25 protein-coding genes and 3 pseudogenes are annotated in these 24,136 nt (G+C 37.1%); 16 read left to right on the top strand and 12 right to left on the bottom strand.

Annotated features, from left to right (window positions below):
* The 6 genes and pseudogenes from JO40_RS05500 (at position 1) to JO40_RS05475 (ending at position 5,345) form a co-directional block, all read left to right on the top strand.
* Positions 1 to 891, top strand: coding sequence for a MinD/ParA family protein (locus tag JO40_RS05500; protein WP_044978466.1), 891 nt, complete (start codon positions 1 to 3; stop codon positions 889 to 891).
* Between the two features lie 36 nt (positions 892 to 927).
* A complete protein-coding gene (locus JO40_RS05495; RefSeq protein WP_044978465.1) occupies positions 928 to 1,605 on the top strand; it encodes a hypothetical protein in 678 nt (225 codons plus the stop codon).
* A 33-nt stretch (positions 1,606 to 1,638) separates the two neighbouring features.
* Entirely contained in the window at positions 1,639 to 2,427 is a 789-nt protein-coding gene (gene whiG / locus JO40_RS05490) for an RNA polymerase sigma factor WhiG (protein WP_044978464.1), read from the top strand.
* 9 nt (positions 2,428 to 2,436) lie between these two features.
* Positions 2,437 to 4,408: pseudogene (locus tag JO40_RS15190) on the top strand (FapA family protein).
* Entirely contained in the window at positions 4,389 to 4,727 is a 339-nt protein-coding gene (locus JO40_RS05480) for a hypothetical protein (protein ID WP_044978463.1), read from the top strand. Before JO40_RS15190 ends, JO40_RS05480 begins: the two are co-directional and overlap by 20 nt.
* A pseudogene (locus tag JO40_RS05475) lies at positions 4,724 to 5,345 on the top strand (hypothetical protein). The gene JO40_RS05480 and the pseudogene JO40_RS05475 overlap by 4 nt, the downstream one beginning before the upstream one ends.
* Here JO40_RS05475 and JO40_RS05470 read toward each other — a convergent pair.
* Positions 5,342 to 6,241 (bottom strand): DUF4349 domain-containing protein, encoded by a 900-nt coding sequence (locus tag JO40_RS05470; RefSeq protein WP_044978462.1) that lies wholly within the window; start codon positions 6,239 to 6,241, stop codon positions 5,342 to 5,344. The pseudogene JO40_RS05475 and the gene JO40_RS05470 sit on opposite strands and share 4 nt — an antisense overlap.
* A gap of 144 nt (positions 6,242 to 6,385) precedes the next feature.
* Between JO40_RS05470 and JO40_RS15185 the strand changes: the two are divergent.
* Both JO40_RS15185 and JO40_RS05460 read left to right on the top strand, forming a co-directional pair.
* A pseudogene (locus tag JO40_RS15185) lies at positions 6,386 to 7,584 on the top strand (coenzyme F420-0:L-glutamate ligase).
* A 31-nt stretch (positions 7,585 to 7,615) separates the two neighbouring features.
* Entirely contained in the window at positions 7,616 to 9,181 is a 1,566-nt protein-coding gene (locus JO40_RS05460) for an LTA synthase family protein (RefSeq protein WP_044978461.1), read from the top strand.
* A 47-nt stretch (positions 9,182 to 9,228) separates the two neighbouring features.
* On the opposite strand, the gene JO40_RS05455 is transcribed toward JO40_RS05460, so the two are convergent.
* The 11 genes from JO40_RS05455 to JO40_RS05405 form a co-directional block, all read right to left on the bottom strand.
* Positions 9,229 to 10,242 (bottom strand): tRNA-dihydrouridine synthase family protein, encoded by a 1,014-nt coding sequence (locus JO40_RS05455; protein WP_044978460.1) that lies wholly within the window; start codon positions 10,240 to 10,242, stop codon positions 9,229 to 9,231.
* Positions 10,243 to 10,245: 3 nt separating this feature from the next.
* The gene (locus JO40_RS05450) at positions 10,246 to 10,926 is read right to left on the bottom strand and encodes a hypothetical protein (protein ID WP_044979719.1); all 681 of its coding nucleotides are present in this window, start codon (positions 10,924 to 10,926) and stop codon (positions 10,246 to 10,248) included.
* A 20-nt stretch (positions 10,927 to 10,946) separates the two neighbouring features.
* Positions 10,947 to 11,573 carry a rhomboid family intramembrane serine protease gene (locus JO40_RS05445; protein ID WP_044978459.1) on the bottom strand — a complete coding sequence of 209 codons (627 nt, stop codon included), beginning with the start codon at positions 11,571 to 11,573 and terminating at the stop codon, positions 10,947 to 10,949.
* Between the two features lie 20 nt (positions 11,574 to 11,593).
* Positions 11,594 to 12,709: a diguanylate cyclase DgcA gene (dgcA, locus tag JO40_RS05440; RefSeq protein ID WP_044978458.1), complete on the bottom strand. Its 1,116-nt coding sequence runs from the start codon at positions 12,707 to 12,709 to the stop codon at positions 11,594 to 11,596.
* The gene (locus tag JO40_RS05435) at positions 12,690 to 14,351 is read right to left on the bottom strand and encodes a hypothetical protein (RefSeq protein ID WP_245609027.1); all 1,662 of its coding nucleotides are present in this window, start codon (positions 14,349 to 14,351) and stop codon (positions 12,690 to 12,692) included. The genes dgcA and JO40_RS05435 overlap by 20 nt, the downstream gene beginning before the upstream one ends.
* A 97-nt stretch (positions 14,352 to 14,448) precedes the next feature.
* Positions 14,449 to 14,868, bottom strand: a complete 420-nt coding sequence (locus tag JO40_RS05430) for an Rrf2 family transcriptional regulator (RefSeq protein ID WP_044978456.1) — start codon at positions 14,866 to 14,868, stop codon at positions 14,449 to 14,451.
* A complete protein-coding gene (locus JO40_RS05425; RefSeq protein WP_044978455.1) occupies positions 14,865 to 15,743 on the bottom strand; it encodes an SIR2 family NAD-dependent protein deacylase in 879 nt (292 codons plus the stop codon). The genes JO40_RS05430 and JO40_RS05425 overlap by 4 nt, the downstream gene beginning before the upstream one ends.
* Positions 15,744 to 15,761: 18 nt before the next feature.
* Positions 15,762 to 16,541 carry a protein-ADP-ribose hydrolase gene (locus JO40_RS05420; RefSeq protein ID WP_044978454.1) on the bottom strand — a complete coding sequence of 260 codons (780 nt, stop codon included), beginning with the start codon at positions 16,539 to 16,541 and terminating at the stop codon, positions 15,762 to 15,764.
* A gap of 28 nt (positions 16,542 to 16,569) precedes the next feature.
* Positions 16,570 to 17,052, bottom strand: a complete 483-nt coding sequence (locus JO40_RS05415) for a pyridoxamine 5'-phosphate oxidase family protein (RefSeq protein ID WP_044978453.1) — start codon at positions 17,050 to 17,052, stop codon at positions 16,570 to 16,572.
* Positions 17,053 to 17,294: 242 nt separating this feature from the next.
* The gene (locus JO40_RS05410) at positions 17,295 to 17,651 is read right to left on the bottom strand and encodes a hypothetical protein (RefSeq protein WP_044978452.1); all 357 of its coding nucleotides are present in this window, start codon (positions 17,649 to 17,651) and stop codon (positions 17,295 to 17,297) included.
* Positions 17,633 to 17,896, bottom strand: a complete 264-nt coding sequence (locus JO40_RS05405; RefSeq protein ID WP_044978451.1) for a hypothetical protein — start codon at positions 17,894 to 17,896, stop codon at positions 17,633 to 17,635. The genes JO40_RS05410 and JO40_RS05405 overlap by 19 nt, the downstream gene beginning before the upstream one ends.
* A 206-nt stretch (positions 17,897 to 18,102) precedes the next feature.
* Here JO40_RS05405 and JO40_RS05400 point away from each other — a divergent pair, with 206 nt between their 5' ends.
* The 8 genes from JO40_RS05400 (at position 18,103) to JO40_RS05365 (ending at position 24,027) form a co-directional block, all read left to right on the top strand.
* Complete coding sequence (locus tag JO40_RS05400; protein WP_044978450.1) at positions 18,103 to 18,720, top strand: TetR/AcrR family transcriptional regulator; 618 nt, start codon at positions 18,103 to 18,105, stop codon at positions 18,718 to 18,720.
* 7 nt (positions 18,721 to 18,727) lie between these two features.
* Complete coding sequence (locus JO40_RS05395) at positions 18,728 to 19,330, top strand: MptD family putative ECF transporter S component (protein ID WP_044978449.1); 603 nt, start codon at positions 18,728 to 18,730, stop codon at positions 19,328 to 19,330.
* The gene (locus JO40_RS05390) at positions 19,331 to 20,035 is read left to right on the top strand and encodes an energy-coupling factor transporter transmembrane component T family protein (RefSeq protein ID WP_044978448.1); all 705 of its coding nucleotides are present in this window, start codon (positions 19,331 to 19,333) and stop codon (positions 20,033 to 20,035) included.
* Positions 20,032 to 21,513, top strand: a complete 1,482-nt coding sequence (locus JO40_RS05385) for an ABC transporter ATP-binding protein (RefSeq protein ID WP_044978447.1) — start codon at positions 20,032 to 20,034, stop codon at positions 21,511 to 21,513. The genes JO40_RS05390 and JO40_RS05385 overlap by 4 nt, the downstream gene beginning before the upstream one ends.
* A 145-nt stretch (positions 21,514 to 21,658) precedes the next feature.
* Positions 21,659 to 21,916, top strand: a complete 258-nt coding sequence (locus JO40_RS05380) for a type II toxin-antitoxin system RelB/DinJ family antitoxin (protein ID WP_044978446.1) — start codon at positions 21,659 to 21,661, stop codon at positions 21,914 to 21,916.
* 222 nt (positions 21,917 to 22,138) lie between these two features.
* Positions 22,139 to 22,756 carry a DNA alkylation repair protein gene (locus JO40_RS05375; RefSeq protein ID WP_044978445.1) on the top strand — a complete coding sequence of 206 codons (618 nt, stop codon included), beginning with the start codon at positions 22,139 to 22,141 and terminating at the stop codon, positions 22,754 to 22,756.
* A 25-nt stretch (positions 22,757 to 22,781) separates the two neighbouring features.
* The gene (locus JO40_RS05370; RefSeq protein WP_044978444.1) at positions 22,782 to 23,546 is read left to right on the top strand and encodes a CPBP family intramembrane glutamic endopeptidase; all 765 of its coding nucleotides are present in this window, start codon (positions 22,782 to 22,784) and stop codon (positions 23,544 to 23,546) included.
* 133 nt (positions 23,547 to 23,679) lie between these two features.
* Positions 23,680 to 24,027, top strand: a complete 348-nt coding sequence (locus JO40_RS05365; protein ID WP_044978443.1) for a hypothetical protein — start codon at positions 23,680 to 23,682, stop codon at positions 24,025 to 24,027.
* Positions 24,028 to 24,136 lie beyond the last annotated feature (109 nt).

Raw genomic sequence — 24,136 nt, 5'->3', positions numbered from 1 at the left:
ATGACAGATCAGGCAGAAGATTTAAAAACATTGATGAAAAATAAAAACAACGGCAACAAAGACTTATCAGACCTTCCTCCTAAACGTAAGACTAGGATAATTGCCGTAACCAGCGGAAAAGGCGGCGTAGGAAAAACGAATATCTCTACAAATATGGGGATTGCCTATGCAAAGATGGGAAAAAACGTTATTGTAATCGATGCAGACCTAGGCCTTGCAAATGTAAACGTTATGATGAATATAATTCCGAAATTCAATCTTTATCATGTAATGAAAAAGCAAAAGAAAATGTCGGATATCATAATCGATACGGAATATGGAATAAAATTTATCGCAGGAGCCTCCGGTTTTTCAAAAATTGCAAATATGGAAGAGGCTGAAAGGTCCGATTTTATTAAGGAATTATACACTCTTGCAGAAGCCGATATAATAATAATCGATACAAGCGCAGGTGTTTCTAAGAATGTGCTTAGCTTTGTCGCTGCTGCCGATGAGGTTGTAATTGTTACCACTTCGGAACCTACGGCTATAACCGATGCCTATGGGATTATAAAAATAATAGCTACCGAAGTGGAAAACTATGATTTAAACTTAAAAATGATTGTCAACCGCGTAAATTCCGCCCTTGAAGGCAAAAAAATAGCAGAGAGGATGATACAAATAGTAGCCCAATTTTTAAATTTAAAAGTCGAGTACTTGGGCTTTATTTATAATGATCCGGCTGTTGAACAGGCTGTTTTAAAGCAAAAACCCTTCTTTATACATGCTCCAAAGAGTAAAGCGTCCGGTTGTTTGCGCCACATAGTTGCAAAACTTGAAAAAACGGATTATAATGAATATTCAGGTTTTTCCGGTTTCTTACAAAAACTGTTTGGAAGAAAGTGGGACTAAGTCATTTTTTAAAATTAACGATAGGAGGTTCAGAGAGTGACGGCAAAATTGAAAATTCCCCTTATATGCGCTTTAATTGCGTTAGCTCTGTCTGTCCTATTGGGTTTGGTAAGCGGGGTTCGTTTTTCTGCAATACTAATGCGGTCTTTGATTATTTTCTTAATAAGCGGCGGCTTTGTTTTTGGAGTACAAATTCTTTTGGAACATTTTGTGCCGGACTTATTTCAGCCTCTTAGTACTCAGGGAGCCGCCAAAAAAGAAACCGGAAAGAATGTAAATATAAGCATTGACGACCCTATAGAAATGCCGGTTATAAATGATGAAGAAATATCTGCCGCGGAATCTGATGCAGTAAAGGCCGATGAAGACTCTGTATTGGATGATATACAAGGCTTAGGTGAGCGAAAACCGGATCAAGAAGATTTTGATACTGCAAAAGATGCTTCAGCAGCCTCTGTAGGTAGAGAGGAATCTTCAGATAAAACCATTGAAACCGTAAAAAAACAAGAAAAAAATACTGTAAAAGAATTGGAAGAACTTCCGGATTTACAGGATTTTATACCCGAGGATGACTCGGAACAGGGAGATGATCAAATGGATTTTACCCAAAGGGGAACATCTGCATTTGATGTTTCGACCGATTTAGCCGCTTCAGGTATGGATACGAACACTATGGTTAGTGCAATTCGGACTGTGCTTAAAAGGGATTCCTAAATTGTTTAATTATGAATATAAAAGGTGTGGGTAATGGCAAATACGGATTATGAAAATATTCCTGAAGACGAACTTTGGGAAAAATACAAAAAGACCTCAGATCCTAAAATCCGAGAATATTTTATTTTAAAGTATGCTCCATTGGTAAAATACGTTGCCGGCAAGATAGGAATAGGAATGCCGACTAATGTAGAATTCGACGATCTGGTAGGATATGGAGTCTTCGGCCTACTGGACGCTATAGAAAAATATGATCTTGATAAAAATGTTAAATTTAATACCTATGCCGTTAATCGAATAAGAGGAGCTATCTTTGATGAACTGCGGTCTATAGACTGGGTTCCTAGGTCTGTGCGTCAAAAAAGCCGTGAAATTGAAGAAACTATTGCCGATTTGGAAGCCCGCTTAGGGCGTTCTGCTTCCAACGAAGAAATCGCCCATGCAATGGGATTGGATATTGAAGAATATAATTCTCTTTTATTAAAAATATCGGGAACAAATGTTATTTCGTTAACTGATCTAAGATTTTCCAATGATGACTCTGAAGAGTTTTCCGTAGGCGATATAATTGAGTCGCCTTCCTCCTTGAATCCGGATGTAATTGTAGAACGTGAAGATACAAAACGCGTTATATCTGAAGCTCTTAAAGAATTGCCTGAAAGAGAGAAAAAGGTTTTAATTATGTACTATTATGAAGATATGACCCTAAGAGAAATAGGAGAAGTCCTTCACGTAACCGAATCTCGCGTATCGCAGATACATACAAGTGCAAACGTAAAATTAAAAGCTAAACTCTCAAATGTTACTAAGGGTATAAAGTAGGGGGAATATATGATTAGGCTTAATCAAATACAAGAAAAAATGTCTGAAATGCATGAATTGGATTCAGGGCGTTTTTTTGTTGATATAAGCGGAGATACCCTTGATGAAGCCCTTGCTAATGCAGCTATACAACTGGGAATGCCTGTTTCATCAATAGACTATGAAATTCTGCAAAAAGGCGCTTCCGGCTTTTTTGCCATAATTCCAAAAGAATGGAAAATAAGAGCCTATGAAACCATAAAAGTAAAAAAACCTCAACATACAGAAGAAGAAAAGCCTGAGGCCGAAGATATAATTGAAGGTGAGGCAATTATAAATAAAGACGGAATGGGCTATGTGTTCTGTGCAGCAGACGGCATTTACTTTAAGGTAACACCCCCTTCAGGAAACGGCCGCCTTTTTGACATAAAGGCCGCAAGAGACAAGTTTAGAGACAGAGCTCTTCCCATACCTGAAGATGATGTGCTTACCCCAATATTGGATGAAAAAAGCGGAGAATATGTCAGGGTTGCTCCTTATAAACGGATACCCGGCAATGATGCTGCGATGGCCGTCAATATAAGCGATGATGAAATGAAGGCCTACCTTTATGTAACTCCTCCTACGGCAGGCGGAGTTGACCTTTCCGCAGATACGATTATCGCATTTTTAAAGAATAACAGAATAATAGTCGGAATAAATGAAGAGAGAGTCAAACAATTCCAAGACTCTCCTGTGTACCGTGAAGATTATTTAGTAGCGGAAGGTATAGCACCTCAAAACGGTGCCGATGCAAAGATTATTTATAATTTTGAAGTGGATAACACACAGGTACGTTTGCAGGAAACCCGCTCCGGACAAATCAATTTTAAGGAATTAAACCTCATTCAAAACGTTGTAGAAGGGCAGCCTGTGGCTCAAAAGGTTCCTGCCCAAAGAGGAAAGCCCGGAAAAACCGTTACGGGAAAATACCTTGAGGCTCTTAACGGAAAAGATATTGTTATGCCCGTAGGCAAAAATACAAAGATTGCTGCGGATGGTTTAACTATAGTCGCTGAAGTAAACGGACAAGTTCTTTTAGTAAAAAATAAGATTACGGTACAAGAAATCTATGTAGTTGAAGGCGACGTTTCAATCAGAACCGGAAATATTACATTCTTAGGCTCCGTATTTGTAAACGGAAATGTCGATGACGGCTTTGTTATAAAAGCCTCCGGTAATATTGAGGTAAAAGGCTCGGTCGGCAGGGCGGAGCTTGATACCGAAGGCGATATAGTTGTAAGTCAGGGCATCATGGGTAAAGAAGGCGGCGCAATAAGAGCGGGCAAATCCATATGGTCTAAATTTATTCAAAACACAGACGTAGTTGAGGCCGGAGATATGGTAATTGTTTCGGACGGTATTATAAAATCGAATGTAATGGCTAACCGCAAAATCATATGCCGCGGAAAAAAAAGCCGACATAATAAGCGGCAATTTAAGTGCCTCCGAATCTATTTCGGCCAGAAATTTGGGCAGCGTTTCAGGCGGGAACGATCTTGTGGTAAGTGTAGGCTTCGACCCCAAAAGCAAGGAGAGGCTAAACTTTTTGCTTCAAAAACAAGAAATGGATCAAAAGAGCCTTGAAGACCTGAGACTTAATCTAATGAGTCTTGAAGAGCTTAAATCCAAGCGGGGAGAACTGCCAAAAGACAAAGAAGAAAATTATAATAAAATGAACGAGTATAAATATACTCTTCAAACCGAGATTAACGAAGTACAAAAAGAAATTACCCAAATAAAAGAATATCTAAATACATTGAAAAATCAAGGCAGGGTTTCCGCTTCAGGACATGTATATCCGGGAGTACGCATAGTAATAAGGGACACTGCCGAGGATGTAAGGATGGATTGTAAAGCTACTACATTCTATCTTGACAAGGGAATTGTACGTTACGGAAAGTATCAGGAAGAAAACGAAGAGGATTTTAAGAAGGTTCCAAGTGGCTATTCAACCAATTGATTTGCAAACTCTATATGCTCAAATGGCTAAAGTCGGCAAACAGCAGGGAGCCGAACAGCAGCTTGCTTCTATGGTAAAGGATGCTCAGCAGCAGCAAAATAAAATTGATGCAGAAAAAAGATTAAGCACTGTTCAGATTGTAGATTCCGACAATAATGAAAATCTTAGAATTAATAAGGACGGAAGGTCTCCTGAAGAGGAAAACAAGAAAGAAGAAAGTTCAAAAAAACAAACCACACCTCAAACCGAGCAGGAGCCTGATACTGAAGAATATATAAAAGACCCTTCTTTGGGACAAAGGGTGGATATTTCGGGATGATAAATATTATTGCAATTGTTTTATTGGTATTAAATATTTTTTAATCCTCTTTTTTATTTTAAGTTTAAAAATCAATTTTCTGATAGGGCTTCGATAAATAATATAAAAAATGAAACTCAAAAATTGGTAGCGCAAATTGCTTTTCAAACCGATCAGTCCGTTACAATAATGGAAGATAAAATTAGGGAAGTCAACAGTCTTATTCTTGAGTTGGACAAGCGTATATTGCTTGCCGGAAAAGAAGAAGAAAAACGAAGCGCTGCCGAAAGGGTTTACCAAAGCCTTGCTGAAACAGTCAAGGCCGATTCCTTTTCCGGCTTTGATAAAAATGTTATGGCAAAAGCCGAAAGGCCTATAACCTCAAATGGAGGTATAAGGGAGAACGGACATCCAAAGCAAGTAACTAAAAAAGAAAATATTTATATCGAAGATGAACCTATTAAGATATATACAAAACAAATTCTAGCTCCTAAATCAGGGATTGTTCCCGATCGGACAGCTTCGATGAAGGAACAGATAATTGAAATGGCTAAAAAAGGTCTTTCAATAGAGCTGATAGCCGAAAAAGTCCCCCTTCCTACCGGCGAAATAGAGCTTATAATTTCGATGAATACCTAATTATCTAAAAGTTTTTCCTTTAATCTTTTTTTATTGCGTCTTTTTTTGATGATAATTACTAAAACCGCTATAATGATAAGTATAAATATCCAAAGGTAAAGGATACCTATAATTATATCGCTAAAAAGACTTATTCCGTCTTTTATAGCATCAAAGGATTTTGTAAAGAATGACGGCTTTGCCGTACCATCGGTAATATTTTGATACATTGAAATATTTAAGGTGCTGTAATTTACCGAATTTTGTAAATAGCATAAACGGCCCTCGATTGACTCAATATCGGAGCGTAAATATTGAATTTGATTTTGTACTTCTAAAATATCTTTTACCGTTTTTGCTTGGCCTAAAATTTTTAAATAAGTCTGTTCCGTTTCTTTTTTTACCCTTAATCGGGCAAGGCTGTCTACAAATTCTTCCGTAACATCTTCAACCGTAATATTTTTATTATCAAGTTTTTTAATACCGGCAGTGAGCTCATTTAAAAAAACATCAAAGTTTTGTTTTGGTATTCTAACAATAATTGTTTGTCTAAGGCCGGAATAAAAATGTTTCTCATCTTCTTGACTTATATAGGCTTGATATTTTTTTACAAGGTTTTCGATTATTTCCCTTGTTTTTTTTATATCTTCAGTTTCAAATTCTATAAAACCCGTTTTTATAAGTTTTCTTTCGATATTGTTGTTTTCGGTGTTATCTAAACTTGCAATATTAACATCCTCAGACTCTTTTTTGTCTTCAGTAAAAGCGGAATCTGATAATGCACTTTTGGATTCGGACATGTAATTTTCAGTTCGGCCGCTTTTGGCGGCTTCATAAGCATCTTTTCTCCCTCCGCAAGAAAGAAAAAAACTGAGTATCAGAGTTAAACATAAAAAACTAAAGGCAATTTTTTTCATTTTATTCCCCTCATCTGCAAAAAGTTTAACATAATTTATTTTATTTTACAATGGGCAGTCGATGTCTTTATATTAAAAAACAAGTAATAAAAAACTTATTGACAAACAAAAAAAAGGCCATATAATATCCTTTCGAGGTTCGAAATGAAGAAATTTATAGGAACTACATCCAGGGGGCTGATTGCTCCGATAATACGCGAGGGGGATGACATAGCCTCCATTGCTGCCGAAACTCTTCTAAATGCCGCAAAAGCCGAAAACTTTACAATAAATGATAAAGATATTCTTTCCGTTACGGAGTCCATAGTGGCCCGTGCACAGGGAAACTATGCAACAGCCGATGATATAGCAGCCGATATAAAGGCAAAATTCGGAGATTCATGCATAGGCTTAATCTTTCCGATTTTAAGCCGAAACCGTTTTTCCGTTTGTTTGGAAGGCATCGCCCGTTCAAAAAACAAGCTCATTATTATGTTAAGCTATCCCAGCGATGAGGTAGGCAACCACTTGATTGACCCCGATGTCTTTGAAGATTCCGATGTAAATCCATGGACAAATTCCTTTACAAGAGAAGAATTTAGAAGTAAATTCGGAGACCACAAGCATAAATTTACAGGGATGGACTATATAGAATATTATGATTCTATAATCAAAAAGCATAATCCCGAATCCTTTGTAATCTTATCCAATGATTCCAAAAAAATAATAGAATACACCGATTCGGTTTTAGCCTGCGATATTCATACACGGAACAGAACAAAAAACTTTTAAAAAAAGCCGGAGCAAAGACCGTTTTAGGCCTCGACGATATTTTGAGCAGCCCTGTAAACGGAAGCGGCTTTAATTCAACTTACGGCCTCTTAGGTTCCAATAAATCCGGGGATGACAGAATTAAGCTATTCCCCCAAAATGCTCAAGTCATTGTCGATAAGATACAGGCTATAATAAAAGAAAAAACAGGCAAAACCATTGAAGTTATGGTTTATGGAGACGGAGCCTTTAAAGATCCGATAGGCAAAATTTGGGAGCTTGCCGATCCGGTTGTTTCGCCTGCTTATACAAAGGGGCTTGAAGGCAAACCCAATGAGGTAAAATTAAAATATCTGGCAGACAACAACTTTAAAGACCTAAGCAAAGAAGAACAAAAGCAAAAAATTGCCGAATATATCGAAAAACATCAAAAAGAAACCTCCTCCCACATAGACTCTATGGAGTCTCAAGGGACTACACCGAGGAGGCTTATCGACCTAATAGGCTCTCTTTCTGACCTTACATCGGGAAGCGGCGACAAGGGAACCCCTATCATATTTATACAGGGATATTTCGATAAATATACGGGATAAATTTTTTAGCTTGAAAGCTTAAAGATGCGATATGTTTATAAGAGAAAAAATTGAATTCACAAATAAAAAAGAAAAGAAAAAGCAAGCTTTTTTAGGCAGCCTTTTTGTATTTTTGTACGCTTTTCTTATAATGCTTATAATCTGGCTTTTAGGAGTTTTTCCTCATGCCCAAATAGATCAGCTTATCTTTACTACCGTAACACCCATTGACGGCACAAGCAGTGAAATTCTTCTAAGTTTTTATATAAAGGCACTTGTAATTCCTATAATACTATCCATTGTAAACCTTGTTTTAATATTAAAAGAGACAAAATTTATTTTAACAACAAAGCAAGAAAAAACTTACCGTATTTTCCCTGTCTTGATAAAGAGACCCCGTCTTTATACGGCAATTTATCTGTGCATTATTTTAGGATATTGCCAATATAAATTCGAGTATATTCAATATGCCTATTATAAATTGAGCCATCCGACAGACCTTTATGAAACTAACTATATCGATCCTTCAAAAGTAAAGTTTACCTTTCCTCAAAAAAAGAGGAATCTTATAATCCTCTACCTTGAATCGATGGAAATAAGCGCTACATCAAAGGAATTCGGAGGCTTATCCCGTTATGACCTTATTCCGGAATTACGCGGGATAGCCGAGCAAAACCTTTCATTCAGCCACTGTGAAAAATTGGGCGGAGGTACCCAAGTTATGGGAACCTCTCATTCGATAGCTTCCTTTACCTCCCTAAATATGGGAGTCCCGTTAATTTTAAATCTTCCTTCTTTTGATGCATCTTCTTTTAAAATTTCATCCTTGAATACTTCCTTACTAAAAATCGATAGGTTTATGGAAGGAGGTTACGGGCTAGGAGACCTTTTATACGATAACGGATATAATCTTGTGTTCAGTATGGCAGCAGATAAAAATTTCGGCTGCTTGGGTAATTTTTTAACCGGTCATAAAAATTTTAAAGTTCAAGATTATTCTTACTTTGTTGAAAACGGAAGAATTCCTCAAGGTTATAATGTATGGTGGGGCTTTGAGGACGAAAAGCTCTATCAATTTGCAAGGGAAGACCTTACGGAACTTTCAAAAGAAGATAAACCTTTTGTCTATATTTTTTTTACTGCCGACACACACTCTCCCCGCGGTTATGCCGACGAAAAATGTCCCAACCTTTATTTTGAAAAAATACACAATGTCTACGCCGGTGCATCAAAAAAAGCCTATGATTTTGTAGAATGGGCTAAAACTCAAGACTTTTATAAAAATACTACAATAGTCATTTTGGGGGATCACTTATACATGGGCGGGGATTTATACCTGCCGACCGTGAAACTACAAAACAGACACCCCTACAATGCTTTTATAAATTCGGCAAAAACAACGGATAAGAATAAAAACCGGCTATTTACAACCTTCGATCTTTTTCCCACTGTTGTAGAAAGTATGGGCATCGAATTCGATGCAAAGGGTTTGGGTCTGGGCCGCTCCTTATTTTCAGGCGAAAAAACCCTGCTTGAAGAAAAAGGCTTAAAAAAGCTTAATTCCGAAATTGAAAAACGCTCGGTTTTTTATGAAGAAAAACTGATGAAAAAACACTGAAATATAAGTACGTGGTATGTATTATTAAAATGTTTACATCAAAAAAATTAAACCCTTATGAGCCTGTCTTCGGGTACTTCTTCAAAGTAAGTGCTTAAATTATGAAGCATATCGTCAAGGCCTTTGCAATTTAGAACTTTGCTTTTTATGTGGTGAGCAAAACTGAAATTATCGCAAAAAAACGCAAAAAACCGTTGAGCTCTTGTAAGGTAAAATTCTTGAGGCTGTTCTTCCTGCAAAAAGCTTAAAAATAAGTCTGCCGTTTTTAATAGATCTATTTCAATTTTTTTTTCTGTGTTTTCGATTGCTCCCTTTTTTAAATTGATCTTTGAAAGTTCGTAAAAAATCCACGGTTTTTGTACTGCCGCACGGCCTATCATCCAGCCGGAACAGGGGTATTTTGAGTTGATTTTTTTTAAGGTTTCAAGAGAATTTATATCTCCGTTTCCGTAGACCGGAATCGGCAAATCGGAAGCAAGACGGGATATGTATTCATGTTTACAAGGACGTGAATATTTTTGTTTTTGGGTACGGGGATGGAGGGTAATTAGATCTACTCCTTCAGAAACAAGCATCTTGCAAAAGGATAAAAGCCGGCCATAGTTTTCTTCTTCACCTAAGCGGAGTTTTACACTAAGGCGGATAGGAACTGCTTGCGGCCCGGCCTTTTGCTCATCATACAGCAAAACAGCTTTTTTAACCTTGCTTACCAATGAGGCCGCCTCGGAAAGCGGCTTTTTCATCCATGCAAAACCTGCACCGGTGTTTACAATCTGCGGAGCACAGCAGCCCATATTCAAGTCAACTGCGAAGCCTCCGTGCCGAAGCAAAATGGGAACGCAATCGGCCGCAGCCTTCTCATCAGGGCTTGTAATCTGCCAAACAAGTTTTTCAGGCGAGGGATTGGCCCTAAAATACCATTTTTCAAAACCTCCGCCTGAAACAGCCGAGGGAGCATGTATCATTTCAGAAAAATACTCACCAGGCTCTTTAAAACAGGCAACCAACCTTCTAAAAGCGGAATGGGTTATTGCTGCCATAGGTGCCGATATAAAATTCATAAGTTAAAAAACCGTATATTTTATAATTTCATCTATTTGGATATAAAGTTCAAGCTCTGCCTTAAAAAAGCCCGATTCTACAAATAGGCGGGGAGGAGATTTTATCAAAACAGCCCCTCGAATTTCTTTAGGCTTATTTTTTAAAAACCCCCGTGCATACTCCCGCACGGCATTTTTTACCGCATCGGTATAAGCTGCATAGACCCCTTCAAGCTCATTAAACCGGTCTCCCTTTCCCCTCCCCTTTATCGTTTTATGAGCATTTTTTGTCCAGAGTTTAAAATGCCCGGCATAGGATTCGGGGATGCCGTATTCGGCCCAAGAATAGCAGTAGGGGTATTTAACCCTTACGTCTGTAATCTTTATATTTTCGGTACTTGGTGTAAAAACAGGCTCAAGCTCAAAGAGCTCCTCTACATTACGTTTTTTGTCCAAGGGAGTATATACAAAGTTTAAACCGTAGGTCATGCCTGAGATGATATAAGCCGAAAGTTTAAGTAGGGCTTCTTTAGGCGGAATAAATTCAGCCTTATTCTCATCATCGATTCCTTTTGGGGCTTCATCAACAAAGACCCAGACAGGAGCTCTTACAATCAAAGCATCACTGTCGGAAGCGCCGGAATAAGTATCCGCATATAAATAAAAACTTATAAAAAAAAGAGTTCCCGCTATTAACTTTCTCATAACATTATTATCGGATAATTTCACCGTCCCGTTGAATTCCAGACTTTAAGAGGTTTTATTCCGAAGCGGATTCTTATATATACCCAGCCTGTAAGGAGTCCTATAAAGTGGGTCAAATGAGCTATTCCGTCACCTACAGAGAAAATGCTTATTAACTCGATTACGGCATAACCTAAAATCAAAAGAGGAGCAGGTACGGGAATCACCGCCCAAAGGTAGATCACTGAGTTTGGATAAATTACGGCATATAAAAGTAAAACACCGAAAATTGCACCCGAAGCACCTACAAGGGTAATATTGAATCCTGTCACAGCATATGCCAAAAAGCTCAAAACTCCATCGATTGTACCTATCAAAAGATAATAAAGTATAAATTCCTTTGTTCCGATTTTTCTTTCTACCGGCACGCCGAAAAAGAATAGAGCAAGCATGTTAAATACCAAATGAAAAAAATCTCCATGAACGAATTGATAAGTGAAAAACTGCCAATAAGTTTGTGCATATACTACCAGGAAAGGAGTCAAACCCAGATATGCACTAAGGTTTTTAAAGAGACTCGTAAACACAAAAACGGCCGCATTTATAATAGCTATGGCTAGTACGGCATTCTTATATGTATATTTAAAAGGTTTTCTTAAATACTTCATACATAGAATATCTAAAATTTCTAACCTTTAGGCAAGTTATTTTCAGATAATGTTACACAATTTCTTCCGTTTTGTTTGGATTCATATAAGGCCTTATCGGCTCTGTCCACTAAAGATTTTGCCGGCTCAAGGTCAAAGTTATAACTTGATACACCTGTCGAAACAGTGATTTTGATTTGTTTATCATTATAGAGTATAACATTCCTTTCTATCGATTTTCTTATCCTCTCAGCTATAGCCATAGCATCATTAGCCGGAGTATTACTAAGCATTACAACAAATTCTTCTCCTCCGTATCTTGCGGCCGTATCTGCAGATCGGGTACATGATTTTATAATTCTAGCTGTTTCTTCCAAAATAATATCTCCCGCAGAATGCCCATAGGTATTGTTTATCTTTTTAAAAAAATCTATATCAATCATCAATATGGAAAGGGTTTCTTCTTTTGTTTTTGATGAATTTATAATATCCAACCTCTCCATAAGAAGAGTAAAAAAGTAATGTTTTAGTTTTAAATGAGTCATTATATCGGTTGTTGTCATTTCCAGAAGCTGAGAATTATTTATTGCTATAGCCGCTAAGGAGGCAATATTTTCTATAATATTTTTTTCATAATCGGTAAATTTATGAGAATTTTCCATTCTCTCGCCTAAGAGCAAAAAACCTACCATTCTGTTTTTAGCTTTTAAGGGGATCAAAAAAGAAGGCCTGAGACTAAATAAGTCTTCTATAATTTTGTCGGTTTTTATGTTTTTGCCTATTTCATCAGGAGTAAAACCTGAATTGGATTTATTCAAAAAACTTATCAGCGGGTGGTCCGTATTGATGGAATATTGAATATCACGGGATATATCAAACCCATAATGATCTCTATTTAAAACAAAATTATTATCGTCAAAGGACTTTTTTGTAAAAATTGCAGCGCCTAAGGTTTTTAGCTGAGCCATAACTATATATAATATTGCCTCAATCAAGCGGTCAAATTCCAAAACCGAATTTAAACTCTTTGAAATTTGCAATAATTGCTTTAAATCAAATATTTCTTTTTCTTGATGAAAAATTTTATCCGTATATTTTTTACAATTCCCTGCATGTAATGCTTTTTTTAATAATTTTTCATTTGATCCTGTTTTCATAGCTGTTACCTGCCTTTTCGTTGAGTTCCGACATATCGATGACAACATATTTTTTTAAAAGCTCTATCATTTTTTCAAAATTTTCTATTCCGTTTGCAAAAATAGCGAATCTTTCTTTGTTTTTTGTAGAATTTATCATTGCTGTTATGTTATATACATTTTCGGGAACGGGTTTATAAGTATCTTTTATTATTAACTTACAAAATTTAAGCAAGTTTAAGTAGTGTTTGCCGGCTTCTTCTAAAAATTTCTTTGAACGCTGGTTAATATCATCAATCACTTTTGATAGATGTTTTTCAAAATCCCCTCCGGCCTCCATTCTCGTTAAATAACCTCTTATAAGCTCTATTGAAGACTCATTTTTACCGTACATCGCTTTTTCAAGTTCATTTATCTTTTCTATAACAGCCAAACAGTAATAATAGTCCGCTGCAAATTCCGATTTCATTTTTTTATCTTCAAAAAGTCCTTCTACCAAAAGCTCTCTCAAAAAAGGCTCCATCAAAGGCACAAAAAAACTCTTTGTATAAGTTTTTACAATTTCCAGAGGTTTTATCCAATCTAAAGAAAGACCTGATAAAGATTGTATTTTATTATTTAGTTCATCGTTATAAACATCCAGTTTAAAAATTTCAATATTTCCGAATAAATCGTCTATAAGCGATACCATTTGAGCGTCTTGTCTTAATTTGAGGATTTTTTTTGTATCGGCGCTAAAATTTGTTATAAGCCTTGTCTTATAGTCTTCCGTTTCAGAAAAAAATCGGGGAGCTTTTGTTTTATCTTCAAACTTAGGATCGTTTTTTATCAGCTTGGCAAGGTTTATTAAAGTATTTTTACCGAGACTGTTTTCGAGCGTTGAAGCAAACATTTTTAAACTTTTTTTTATATAAAGCTCATCAGACTGCTTATCTTCGGGAAGAATGGAATTAAGAAAGAGCAAACCATCCAGCAAATGCTCGTCTATAGATATATTACGGATAAGATAATCCAAATCAAGAATTTCTTGAAAAATAGTCATACCGTCTACATTTTCAAAATTATAATGTTCCATCACAGCGTCGGTATTAATAACCGTATTAAACCCCGGATCAAAATAAGCAAAAAAGGTGTTAAATTGAAAACTGCAAAAATCAAAAAAAGCAAATATTTTGTTTATTTTTACATCAACAACCTTAAATGCAGGCTCGGCTAAAGAAAACAACAAATCATCAAATTCATTTGTTTGCTCCTTTATTTTTTGATCAAAATCATCTCTCATCAGATCAGCGATTTTTTCCATTCGGCAGCTAAAAGATATATTTTCCTTTAGTGTTCTTTGTTGGTCTGAAAATGAGGACTCGACAATTTTATCCAAAAAGAAATTTGAAATACGAATATCATTGGAACATATAGATTCTTGCAGAATATGTTTAAGGGGTAAGCTTATTCTGTAGATTTCATAAATAAGCATAGGCAAGCCGGCCAATATGGTGTTGTCATGACGGTATACAGGGTATCTGCATTTTTTTAAATCCTGAATAATACTCCGCATGGCCTTTTGAGAGCCGGCTTCCTCTTCGGTTGAAAAAAACAAAGAATAGAAAAAGTCTTTTATAGACTGAATTAATTTAGATAAAATCAACACTTTCCATATTACCAAAAATAATCTTTATTTTCAAGATAGCGCATCGACGCACAACAACGGTTTGATCTCCGTGTCAGACTGAGAAGCTTGAATTAGGAATCTTTCTCTCATGTTAAATATCTTTACTTAAATCGGCAATAGTTGTTTTGTTAAGCGAATCCTTCATTGCTTTTTGAGCATCATCCAATTTGACATCAAGCAAAAGATGAATTTTGCTTCCCACAGGGCATTTCGGATTGGGATTAGGGTGAAAATTAAAAATATCCCTCTCTTCATCGCCCTCATTGATTGCGTTATAAACATCGAGGAGGGTTATTTTATCCGGATGCTGTGCCAATCGCGATCCTCCGACCCCTGCCGCCGTTTCTATAAGTCCCGCTTTTTGTAACTGAAGCAAAATCTTTCTTATTATAACGGCATTTACACCCGTGCTTGCAGCAATAAAATCCGAAGTAACGCGCATATCTTTTTGAAAATGCCGGATACACAAAAGCGTATGTACTGCTGCCGTAAAACGGACACTTATCTTCATCTTTTTGCCTTAATTTCCTTCAAAACTTCGCCAATATCCTCATTGATACAAATAGATTGGTTTTCTATTTTGAGCGGCACAACGGCTTCGCCAAAATTGATGCAGGCATAGTCCGCATTCAGATTTTTTAACGTCATCTGCCAAAAAGGATACTTTATGATTCCGGGCGTATTTCCTCCAACACCCAGTTCAAGAAACAGCACTTTTCCGCTGTCTGCTTGATGTTCTTGTTGACCCTGCGGGGAGATTATATTCCGGGTCTGCAAAAAATTCTCGTACCTTTTTGATGCCTTGTGCCAGCCTTTGTCTGTAACAAAAGTGATGTCTGCCCGCAGGTTCATGCTCATCGGTTTTCCGCAGACAGGACAATGAGGAACAAGTTCTGCCGGGATTTCCATTCTCTGCCGGAATTCCCACATTGCACGGATTTGTTTTTCGTTGTCATAAGTTTTCTCATGGCACGGCTCGCTGCATTGGAACAATCCGTAATCTCCCTGCGTGTAGAAAAGCCTTTCCTTGTCAAAACCCGCTTTTTGAAAGCAATGGTCTACATTTGTAGTAAGCACAAAATAATCCTTATCCTTCACAAGAGAAAACAAATCTTCATAAACCGGTTTCGGCGGATTCATATAGCGGTTTATCATAATATAACGGCTCCAATAGGCCCAACGCTCTTCAAGCGATTCAAAAGGCGTAAATCCTCCCGAATACATATCGTGAAAACCGTATTTTGCCGCAAAATCGGAAAAGTATTTTTCAAACCGCTCACCGGAATAAGTAAATCCTGCCGAAGTGGAAAGCCCGCTTCCCGCTCCGATGACAACTGTTTTCGCTTCGGAAAGAATCTGTTTTAATTTCTCAATCTTCTCTGTCATATAAAAAACTCCCTATTTTTAGCGGCTGAAAATAAGCCTCCGGTAAATTTCCTCGTCTTTTTCAGTGAACACATTAAACACAACTTTCATCCGGCTTCCCGTTTCCTCATAATATTTGCGGACGGTCTCTACTGCTATTTCGGCGGCTCTTTCATTCGGAAACATAAATACCCCTGTAGAAATACAGCAAAAAGCAAGGCTCTTAACTTCATTTTCTTCAGCCAGTTTCAGGCAGGAAGAGTAACAAGATGCTAACAGCTCCTCATGCTTTTTTTGAAGTTTTCCCTGAACAATCGGGCCGACGGTATGAAGCACAAACTTACACGGCAGATTAAACGCAGGAGTGATTTTTGCTTGACCTTCAGGCTCTTCGTGCCCCTGTTTTTTCATAATCGAATCGCAGGCGGCACGGAGTCTGATTCCTGCAAAGGTGTGGATACAGTTGTCGATACAGGAGTGGCAGGGCTGCCAGCAGCCGGTCATTCCGCTGTTTGCAGCATTCACGATTGCATCGACTTTGAGTGTAGTAATGTCGCCCCTCCACAGGTAAAAGCCGCTGCACGCCGGAACCAAATCCATGATGTCGGTAATTCCGCGCAGTTTATTTTCTTCCTGCAAATACTCATCTTCAATATGCAAAAACTCTTCACTTGCAGGAACGACAGGACGTAGATTCACAAGTGAACGAAGAAGATGCTTTTGTTCCGTTTCATTTTCAGGAATCTGCATGCCTCGGTATTGAGAATTTTCTGCGAGAAGATATTCAATTAAAAAACGCCGCCGTTCTGTCTGTGTCATAATTTACCTTCCTTACAATAAGCCTTTCTTAAAAATAAAAATCAATCGGCTTTGAAAAATCTTTTCGCTCTTCCAAACCTTTTACATGCCCGAGATTATTGAGTGAACCGCAAATATTCTTCAAATAAAAAACTTTGAACAGAGGATGCTCCGGATTGTTATGATAAAGCTCATGAACTATCTCACTTTTTTGCATTATTGCCTTTTTTGCAGCGAAGATTTCTTCACTTTCTACCGGGAAAACAACTTCTGCACTGAACCGAATCCATGCCGTTGTAATTTCATCTTTTTGCAGCCGGCTTCCGCACAGGTCTATAAACGGCGATTTTTGCAATTCCGCATACATCGCTTTTTCTTTGTTTGTACAGAACCATAATTTATCATCACGCAAAATCATATACTGAACAGGACGTACTTTAGGCTTTCCATCAAGTCCGATTGTAGCCATATACTGCAGCCCGATTCCGTCAAGATATTCTGCGATACCTTTAAGACTTAGTTTTGTTTCCATTGCAACCTCATTATAAAATAAATGACCGTTTAAAATCTATGCAAGTTGTTCTAATTAACTTACAGCTATAATATACAACAAATCTATTGTAATGTCAATAGAACTTCTGATTTTTTATAGATTTTTTTTATAAATATTAAATGCCAATAATCCAATATTTCAGGCAAGTGTTTTGGATATAGTAAATACTTTAGGCATAGCCCTCAGCAATTTTTATCAATATTTTGAAAAAATCCTGCGGCTTAAAAACGGGCTAAAGGGTGAGGAAGAGTATATGATAAATTATTCTCATGCTTACCGATTCCGTTTTCTCCTTTAATTAAAACCTTATCATTTTTATTTATACAAAAAGAAAGAGGTTTAAGTTTTTCTTTTAAATAAAAAGGAAGGACATTTTTATATTCTATTTTTGTAAATTCTGAGGTTGATGATTTTATGATTGTGTTTTTATTTGCAATGTTTTGAAAGCGTTTTAAACTTACGGTAAAATTATTTTTTGCTCCTATAATCGAAAACATCATTGCTTCCGAAAAACTGTGTAAAAAATCTTCAAGTTTTGCAAAGAGTTCAGCCTTGTTTCCTAATTTAGAAATAAACACGTATCAAGCACCTTGCTGCGCAAATCTTGCGTTTTTTCTAAGATTACCAACATACGCAGTTTTCGTGCATAAAAGCTGCAAAAAAAGAAAAGAAACCCAGCCGCTAAAAACAAATAAATATAAGGAAGAGGCTTATGCAATGAGGTAAGTAAAGCTGCAATTATTCTTATTAAGGTATATTCTAAAATAACTTCAAAAGAGGTAAATATAAAATTAGCCGACGAATGAAGTGCCGTTCTTTTCATTTTATATTTCCTCTTATATATGCAAATTAATGTTTTGTCAATACGTACTACGTACGGTAGGTTTTCAACATTTTTTATTTATGTATTGTGCGGCAATAAAAAAAATGTTTTTTTTAGTTGACAAATACGGCCCTTGACACTCAAAAAGAAATTATGTATACTAAATAAAATAGCATTGCTATTTTATTTACAAAGGCGGTTCGTTTATGAGCAAAAGTGAAGATACCAAACAACTTATTTTGGGTACGGCTAAGCGTGAGTTTTTGGAAAAAGGCTACAGCGTTGCCTCTGTCCGAACGATTGCAAAAAAAGCGGGATTAACTACCGGGGCCATTTTTCGGTATTATTCGGATAAAGCGGCTTTGTTTGAAGCCCTTGTTTCCGAAGCGGCAGACGGGCTGGTCGAGCAATTTAAGGCGGCTCAAGAGGCACATTTCGAATTGATTCCTCAAGACAGGACGGCGGAAAGCAGAAACTTGTCGACAGAGTATTTACGGCACTTTGTAAATTACGTGTATGACCGTTTTGACGAATTCAAGCTGGTACTTTGCGGCGCGGAAGGCACAAAATACGCAAATTATATCCATGATCTGGTGGAACTGGATGTGGAGCGTACCGAAACATATTACCGGCTGCTGCGGGAAAAGGGAAAAATCAAAGGAAGCATCAGTCATGAACTTCATCACATGATTACGAGTGCGTATTTTACCGCAGTATTTGAAACTGTCGTACATGACATGACAAGAGAACAGGCGATGGGATATGTAGAAGAACTCGCCGTTTTCTTTAATTCAGGATGGGAGGGGCTTTTAAAGCTGGTATGAGGAGAATATGAAAAATAAAAAAATTAACACATTACAGACCAAAGATTTTATTTCTATCGGCGTTTTTTCGCTTGTTTATTTTGCAGCGGCTTTTATCATCGGCGGTGTTGCACAGATGACACCGGTTACGTTTCCGTTTATGCCGATGATTGTCGCATTGTTTGCGGGCAGTATTTTTATGCTATATACCGCAAAAATTCCAAAACGGGGTGCAATTTCGATTTTGGGGATTTTAGCAGGATTGTTGCTCTTTATTACCGGAATGTTTTGGATGATGTCAGCCTTTTTCATTCTTTTCGGTTTTATTGCAGACGGTATTGCATCTTTCGGCGAGTTTAAATCTTTTAAGAAAAACCTTACGGCATATTGTATTTTTGCGCTTGCACCGATGGGAGCGTATATTCCAATGGCCGTGATGCCTGCTCAGTTTGATGCGTTTATGCGCAAAAAAGGAGACTTTTCATCTTTTGCCGAAGTTATTAATGCAATCGGCGCTAACCGATGGGTGCTTCCGGCAATGATAGCGGGAACGGTTGTGTGTGCACTTATCGGCGGAATGATCGGAAAAAAATTGCTGAAAAAACATTTTGAAAAAGCGGGAATTGTGTAAATGCTTTTTGATCCGCGCACAAAATTACTCATCCTTGCGATTACGAGCGTATCAGTTTTTTTGAATGAGAGTACGCTGATAGAATGCGCTTTTACATTCCTCCCCTTTTTGCTGCTCTTACAAGCAAGACATTGTCGGCGTGCATTTAAAAGCGGAGCTGCATTCGTCATTTTGCTGGCACTGCCGATGCTGCTAGTGCCGCACCTTCCGGTAACTGTAGGCGGCATTCTCTATATGTTTGCCGTATACATCCGAAAGCTCATTCCATGTTTTATGCTCGGCTCTCTTCTCATCAGAACAACTAAGGTAAGCACTTTTTTGGCGGCAATCAGCCGATTGCACTTACCGAAAGGTTTTACGATTGCATTATCGATCACCTTGCGCTATTTTCCAACAATGACGGAAGAATGGGGTTTTATCAAGGATGCAATGTCTTTGCGGGGTATATCGGTTTCTCCTGCTGGATTGCTTTTCCATCCGGTACGGACAATGGAATATGTGTATGTGCCGATGCTTGTGTCAGCGTCAAAAATATCCGACGAGATAACACAGGCTGCTATTACACGGGGAATCGATCACCTTGAGCGGCGGAGCTGTCTTGAAAACATACGGTTCCGGATGAGAGATGCACTGCTGCTCATTCTTTATGCAGGCATTGTTGTGCTTATCATTTTTAATACTGTAAAAGGAGCGGTTCTTCCTTGATTACTTTACGAAATATTTCTTTTTCTTATAACGGAACAAAAGAGAATAATTTGAGTGACATATCATTGCATATCCCAAAAGGACAATGCGTGCTGCTCTGCGGCGGATCGGGCTGCGGTAAAACAACAGTAACACGTTTAATTAACGGTTTAATTCCCCATTTTTTTGAAGGCGAATTTTCCGGAGAAGCAATTATAAACGGTATGAACAGTGCGGAAGCGGATATTGCGCAGCTTTCCGATAGTGTCGGTACGGTATTTCAAAATCCAAGAACACAGTTTTTTAATACCGATACGGATAGCGAAATCGTATTCGGTTTGGAAAACCGCGGACTTCCTCCGGAGCAATTACTTAGCCGCCTTGAAAAAGTTACCCAAGATTTACAGATACAAAACTTGCGCGAACGCAGTATCTTCGAACTTTCCGGAGGAGAAAAACAAAAGATTGCGTTTGCTTCTGTGTATGCAGCAGAGCCTGAAATATTTGTGTTGGATGAGCCTTCGTCTAATATGGATTACCGTTCTATCAAAGAACTGCGTGTTCTTATTAGCAAAATCAAACAGCAAGGAAAGACAATCGTTATTGCCGAACATCGAATATGGTATGTGATGGATATAGCTGATCGTGTTATTTTTATGGAAAACGGAAAGATTGCACAGGATATGGATATTCAAACGTTTGTAAATCTGCCTGAAGCGCAAATAAAACATATGGAATTGCGCTGTAGAAATCTTGCTGATGTTAAAGCAGAGACTGTAAACGCAACTCCCGATATAAGTGCATCTTCCGATGTACGCGTATCTTCTGGCGTACATACGTTTGAAGTAAAAGATATTACCGTCAAATTAGGGCATACATCCGTCCTTCAAAATATTTCATTTACAGCAGCAGGCGGAGAAATTATTGCAATAGCGGGAGAAAACGGAGCAGGTAAAACAACACTTGCACGTACGCTATGCGGGCTTACACAGGAAGAGACTGGAAGCATATCGTTTGACGGCAAAGCCCTATCGAGAAAAATGCGGAGAGAGCGTTCCTACATGGTGATGCAGGATGTCGGTCATCAGCTTTTTACTGACAGCGTATATGCAGAATGCCGGTTAGGTATCAAAGATTTACCGGATGCCGCTATCGATGAAGTATTAGCGGAACTCTCGCTTGACCGGCTAAAAGAGAGGCATCCGCTTTCTCTGTCCGGCGGGCAAAAACAGCGGCTTGCGGTAGCAGTCAGTGTGCTGTGCGGAAAGGATATTCTTATCTTTGATGAGCCGACCAGCGGCCTTGATCTTAAAAGTATGCAGGAGGCAGGACACATAATCAAGCAGCTCGCGGACGATAAAAAAATAGTCATCGTTATCACCCATGATATTGAGTTTATCAAAACAATCTGCTCTCGCGTACTGATTTTATCCTGCGGGAAGATTGTCAAAGAACTGTGCGGTGCCGAAAAGAATGAACTTGAAAAACTGATGTCTTGATATTATGTTGGTAAATTTAATATGTGCAATTAACACCCGCTTCAATGCTGAAATTGCGAACAAGCCGCAAATGAATAAAGTATGATGTCGAAACACCTCTAGAAATATGGGTTTCGATTAAAGACAAATAACTTTTTAATTAAATATGAAAACAGCTGTTTTACAAACACGGATAGATAAAACGCTAAAAAAAGATGCAGATGCTTTTTTTGAATCAATCGGAATGGATACGACAACTGCAATACGTATCTTTTTAAAGCAAATATTAATCCAACGTAAAATTCCATTTGAAATTGTTCAAGATGATTCTTTTTATTCGGAAAACAATATAAAAGCTTTGGAACATTCTAAAGCTCAAATGAAAAATGGGCAGCATTCAATTCATGAACTTGTCGAGGCGTAACAAGTGCATAAAGATTTTTCAGATGATGCGTGGGCGGATTAAAATTATTCAGTGTAAAAATCATTATAATGATAAATAATCTCCGGTATTACGGTATGATAGTTTCTATGAAAGACTTGAAAGTAAGCAGCAAATTTGCCGGTAGAAAAATCGGTTTAAAAATGGTATAATATCGGCAAATATGTAGAGAGAAAAATTTGAAGATAACGGGGGTGAGTTCATTTGAAAGATTACATTGCGAGTTTAAAAAAGGAATTTTCTTTGGTAGAAAACGGATTCAAAGAAGAAGAAAAAAGAGCCTTAACCGATTATAAATCTAATGATAATGAATATATCAAGAAATTGGCATTTTTGGCCTATAAATCTGATACCTATCAAGTAAGAATGTATGCAGTATTTCTTTTTGGATACTTATCGGAACAAGATGAAATTTTAGAATTTATGAGAGATGAAGTTTCTAAAGATGATAATTGGAGAGTTCAGGAAATATTGGCAAAGGCATTTGATGAATTTTGCAAGAAAACGGGCTATGAAAAAGCACTTCCAATCATTGATGAATGGTTAAGCAATAATAATGCTAATACAAGGAGAGCAGTTACAGAAGGATTAAGAATATGGACAAGTAGACCATATTTCAAAGATAATCCGAATGAAGCTATTAGACGAATTGCCTCATTAAAAGAAGATACGAGTGACTATGTTAGGAAATCAGTAGGAAACGCTTTAAGGGATATTAGCAAAAAATTTCCAGAATTAATTGAAGCTGAACTCAATAATTGGAACTTAGAAAGCAAAGAAATAAATCAAGTGTATAAGTTGGCGGGGAAATTTATTGGCTGACAAATTTGAATTTAGGAGAAAATTTATGAGTCGAAAAAAAGCAATTTTCCTTTATTTATTAGGAACCTTAGGGCAAATATGGATGATATTTATTATAGTTTTTATAGTGCGTAATTTGGGTATGGTTGTAGATTATACGATGCCAATGGGAATGGTTGCTATTGGAATAGGTGGAGTTTCATCTGCTCTATGGGGAACTATTATTGCAGTTAGATACAAAAAGTACAGTACGAAGAAAATATTAAAAGATTTTTTCGCTATAAAGCAAAACACCGGCAGTTATTTATTCGTTATTGTGTTCTTGTTTTTTGATTTTTGCTATGTTGCATTTGATGGAAAATTAGCGTTGAATGTGTGGTATATTCCTATTATCTTATTTCTTAAAGCAATCCTTTTTGGTGGGATTGAAGAAGTAGGGTGGAGATATGTTTTTCAACCAATTATGATGGAACGCCATAGTTATATTAGTTCAACTTTAATTACTTTTGTTCTATGGGGAATATGGCATTTTTCTTATTTCTACATTGAAGGAACATTGCCACAAGTACGGGCGTTTGGATTTTTGCTTGGATTGTTGACTAATTGCTTTATTTTATCCGCATTATTTATAAAGACAAACAGTTTGTGGATATGTGTGATGACACATTCGTTAATAAATGTTTTCTCACAATTAGCAGTAGGTGGTAATCAAAATATATCTTATGCTTGTAAAATACTTATTATAGTAATGGCAACTGTTCTTTCGATTAGAGAGCAAAATAAAAAAGCAACTGATGTGTCAGTTCTTTAAAGAGCGACAAATTTCAGTTTGTCTAACTTAATTAAACAATTAAATAAAATGTAATAGCTAATAAAGTAAATCTACAAGAAATAAAATCAGAAATAGAAATCCAGCAGGCAGAATTAGAAGGTGTGGAGAGAAAATGTTGAAAGAGATTGAATACTGGAATCACAATACAGTTTATTATAACTGGATAAAGAAAGCAAAATCAATGCTTTCAAAAAATGGTGTTTTAATTATTGTTGGTCTTGCAAAGCCTTCAAATTTAATAGACTATTTGATTGAGGGAATGAGAGTTATACCTTGTATGATAATGTCTAAGATAAAAAGAATACGTTCCTGTGAAGATAAAAATATACCTGTTAGTTATAATTTTCCTTATCTCGGTGATGTAAGAAAAGTTATATCAGAAGAATTACCAGGATGTGAATTTAGAATGGGGCTTTACTATAGATATTTATTAAGATGGGAAAAGTTTGCTGGAGTATAATAACGATAGATCCCAGTTTGTCTAACTAAAACAATTAAATAAAAATGCTGCAACATGGCTATTAAAAAAGCAGTAAATCAAAATCGGTTTACTGTTTTTTATTCGTGCG

This window comes from Treponema putidum (assembly GCF_000755145.1).
GTDB lineage: Bacteria > Spirochaetota > Spirochaetia > Treponematales > Treponemataceae > Treponema_B > Treponema_B putidum.
The sequence above is the reverse complement of the archived record's forward strand: the minus strand, read 5'-3'. Positions and strand labels throughout refer to the sequence as shown.

Bases quoted from the DNA above. Each gene is read 5' to 3' on its own strand.
- JO40_RS05500 (WP_044978466.1), top strand. From the start codon at position 1: ATGACAGATCAGGCAGAAGATTTAAAAACATTGATGAAAAATAAAAAC.
- whiG (WP_044978464.1), top strand. From the start codon at position 1,639: ATGGCAAATACGGATTATGAAAATATTCCTGAAGACGAACTTTGGGAA.
- JO40_RS05470 (WP_044978462.1), bottom strand. From the start codon at position 6,241: ATGAAAAAAATTGCCTTTAGTTTTTTATGTTTAACTCTGATACTCAGT.
- JO40_RS05460 (WP_044978461.1), top strand. From the start codon at position 7,616: ATGTTTATAAGAGAAAAAATTGAATTCACAAATAAAAAAGAAAAGAAA.
- JO40_RS05455 (WP_044978460.1), bottom strand. From the start codon at position 10,242: ATGAATTTTATATCGGCACCTATGGCAGCAATAACCCATTCCGCTTTT.
- JO40_RS05450 (WP_044979719.1), bottom strand. From the start codon at position 10,926: ATGAGAAAGTTAATAGCGGGAACTCTTTTTTTTATAAGTTTTTATTTA.
- JO40_RS05445 (WP_044978459.1), bottom strand. From the start codon at position 11,573: ATGAAGTATTTAAGAAAACCTTTTAAATATACATATAAGAATGCCGTA.
- dgcA (WP_044978458.1), bottom strand. From the start codon at position 12,709: ATGAAAACAGGATCAAATGAAAAATTATTAAAAAAAGCATTACATGCA.
- JO40_RS05430 (WP_044978456.1), bottom strand. From the start codon at position 14,868: ATGAAGATAAGTGTCCGTTTTACGGCAGCAGTACATACGCTTTTGTGT.
- JO40_RS05425 (WP_044978455.1), bottom strand. From the start codon at position 15,743: ATGACAGAGAAGATTGAGAAATTAAAACAGATTCTTTCCGAAGCGAAA.
- JO40_RS05420 (WP_044978454.1), bottom strand. From the start codon at position 16,541: ATGACACAGACAGAACGGCGGCGTTTTTTAATTGAATATCTTCTCGCA.
- JO40_RS05415 (WP_044978453.1), bottom strand. From the start codon at position 17,052: ATGGAAACAAAACTAAGTCTTAAAGGTATCGCAGAATATCTTGACGGA.
- JO40_RS05405 (WP_044978451.1), bottom strand. From the start codon at position 17,896: ATGAAAAGAACGGCACTTCATTCGTCGGCTAATTTTATATTTACCTCT.
- JO40_RS05400 (WP_044978450.1), top strand. From the start codon at position 18,103: ATGAGCAAAAGTGAAGATACCAAACAACTTATTTTGGGTACGGCTAAG.
- JO40_RS05395 (WP_044978449.1), top strand. From the start codon at position 18,728: ATGAAAAATAAAAAAATTAACACATTACAGACCAAAGATTTTATTTCT.
- JO40_RS05390 (WP_044978448.1), top strand. From the start codon at position 19,331: ATGCTTTTTGATCCGCGCACAAAATTACTCATCCTTGCGATTACGAGC.
- JO40_RS05380 (WP_044978446.1), top strand. From the start codon at position 21,659: ATGAAAACAGCTGTTTTACAAACACGGATAGATAAAACGCTAAAAAAA.
- JO40_RS05370 (WP_044978444.1), top strand. From the start codon at position 22,782: ATGAGTCGAAAAAAAGCAATTTTCCTTTATTTATTAGGAACCTTAGGG.
- JO40_RS05365 (WP_044978443.1), top strand. From the start codon at position 23,680: ATGTTGAAAGAGATTGAATACTGGAATCACAATACAGTTTATTATAAC.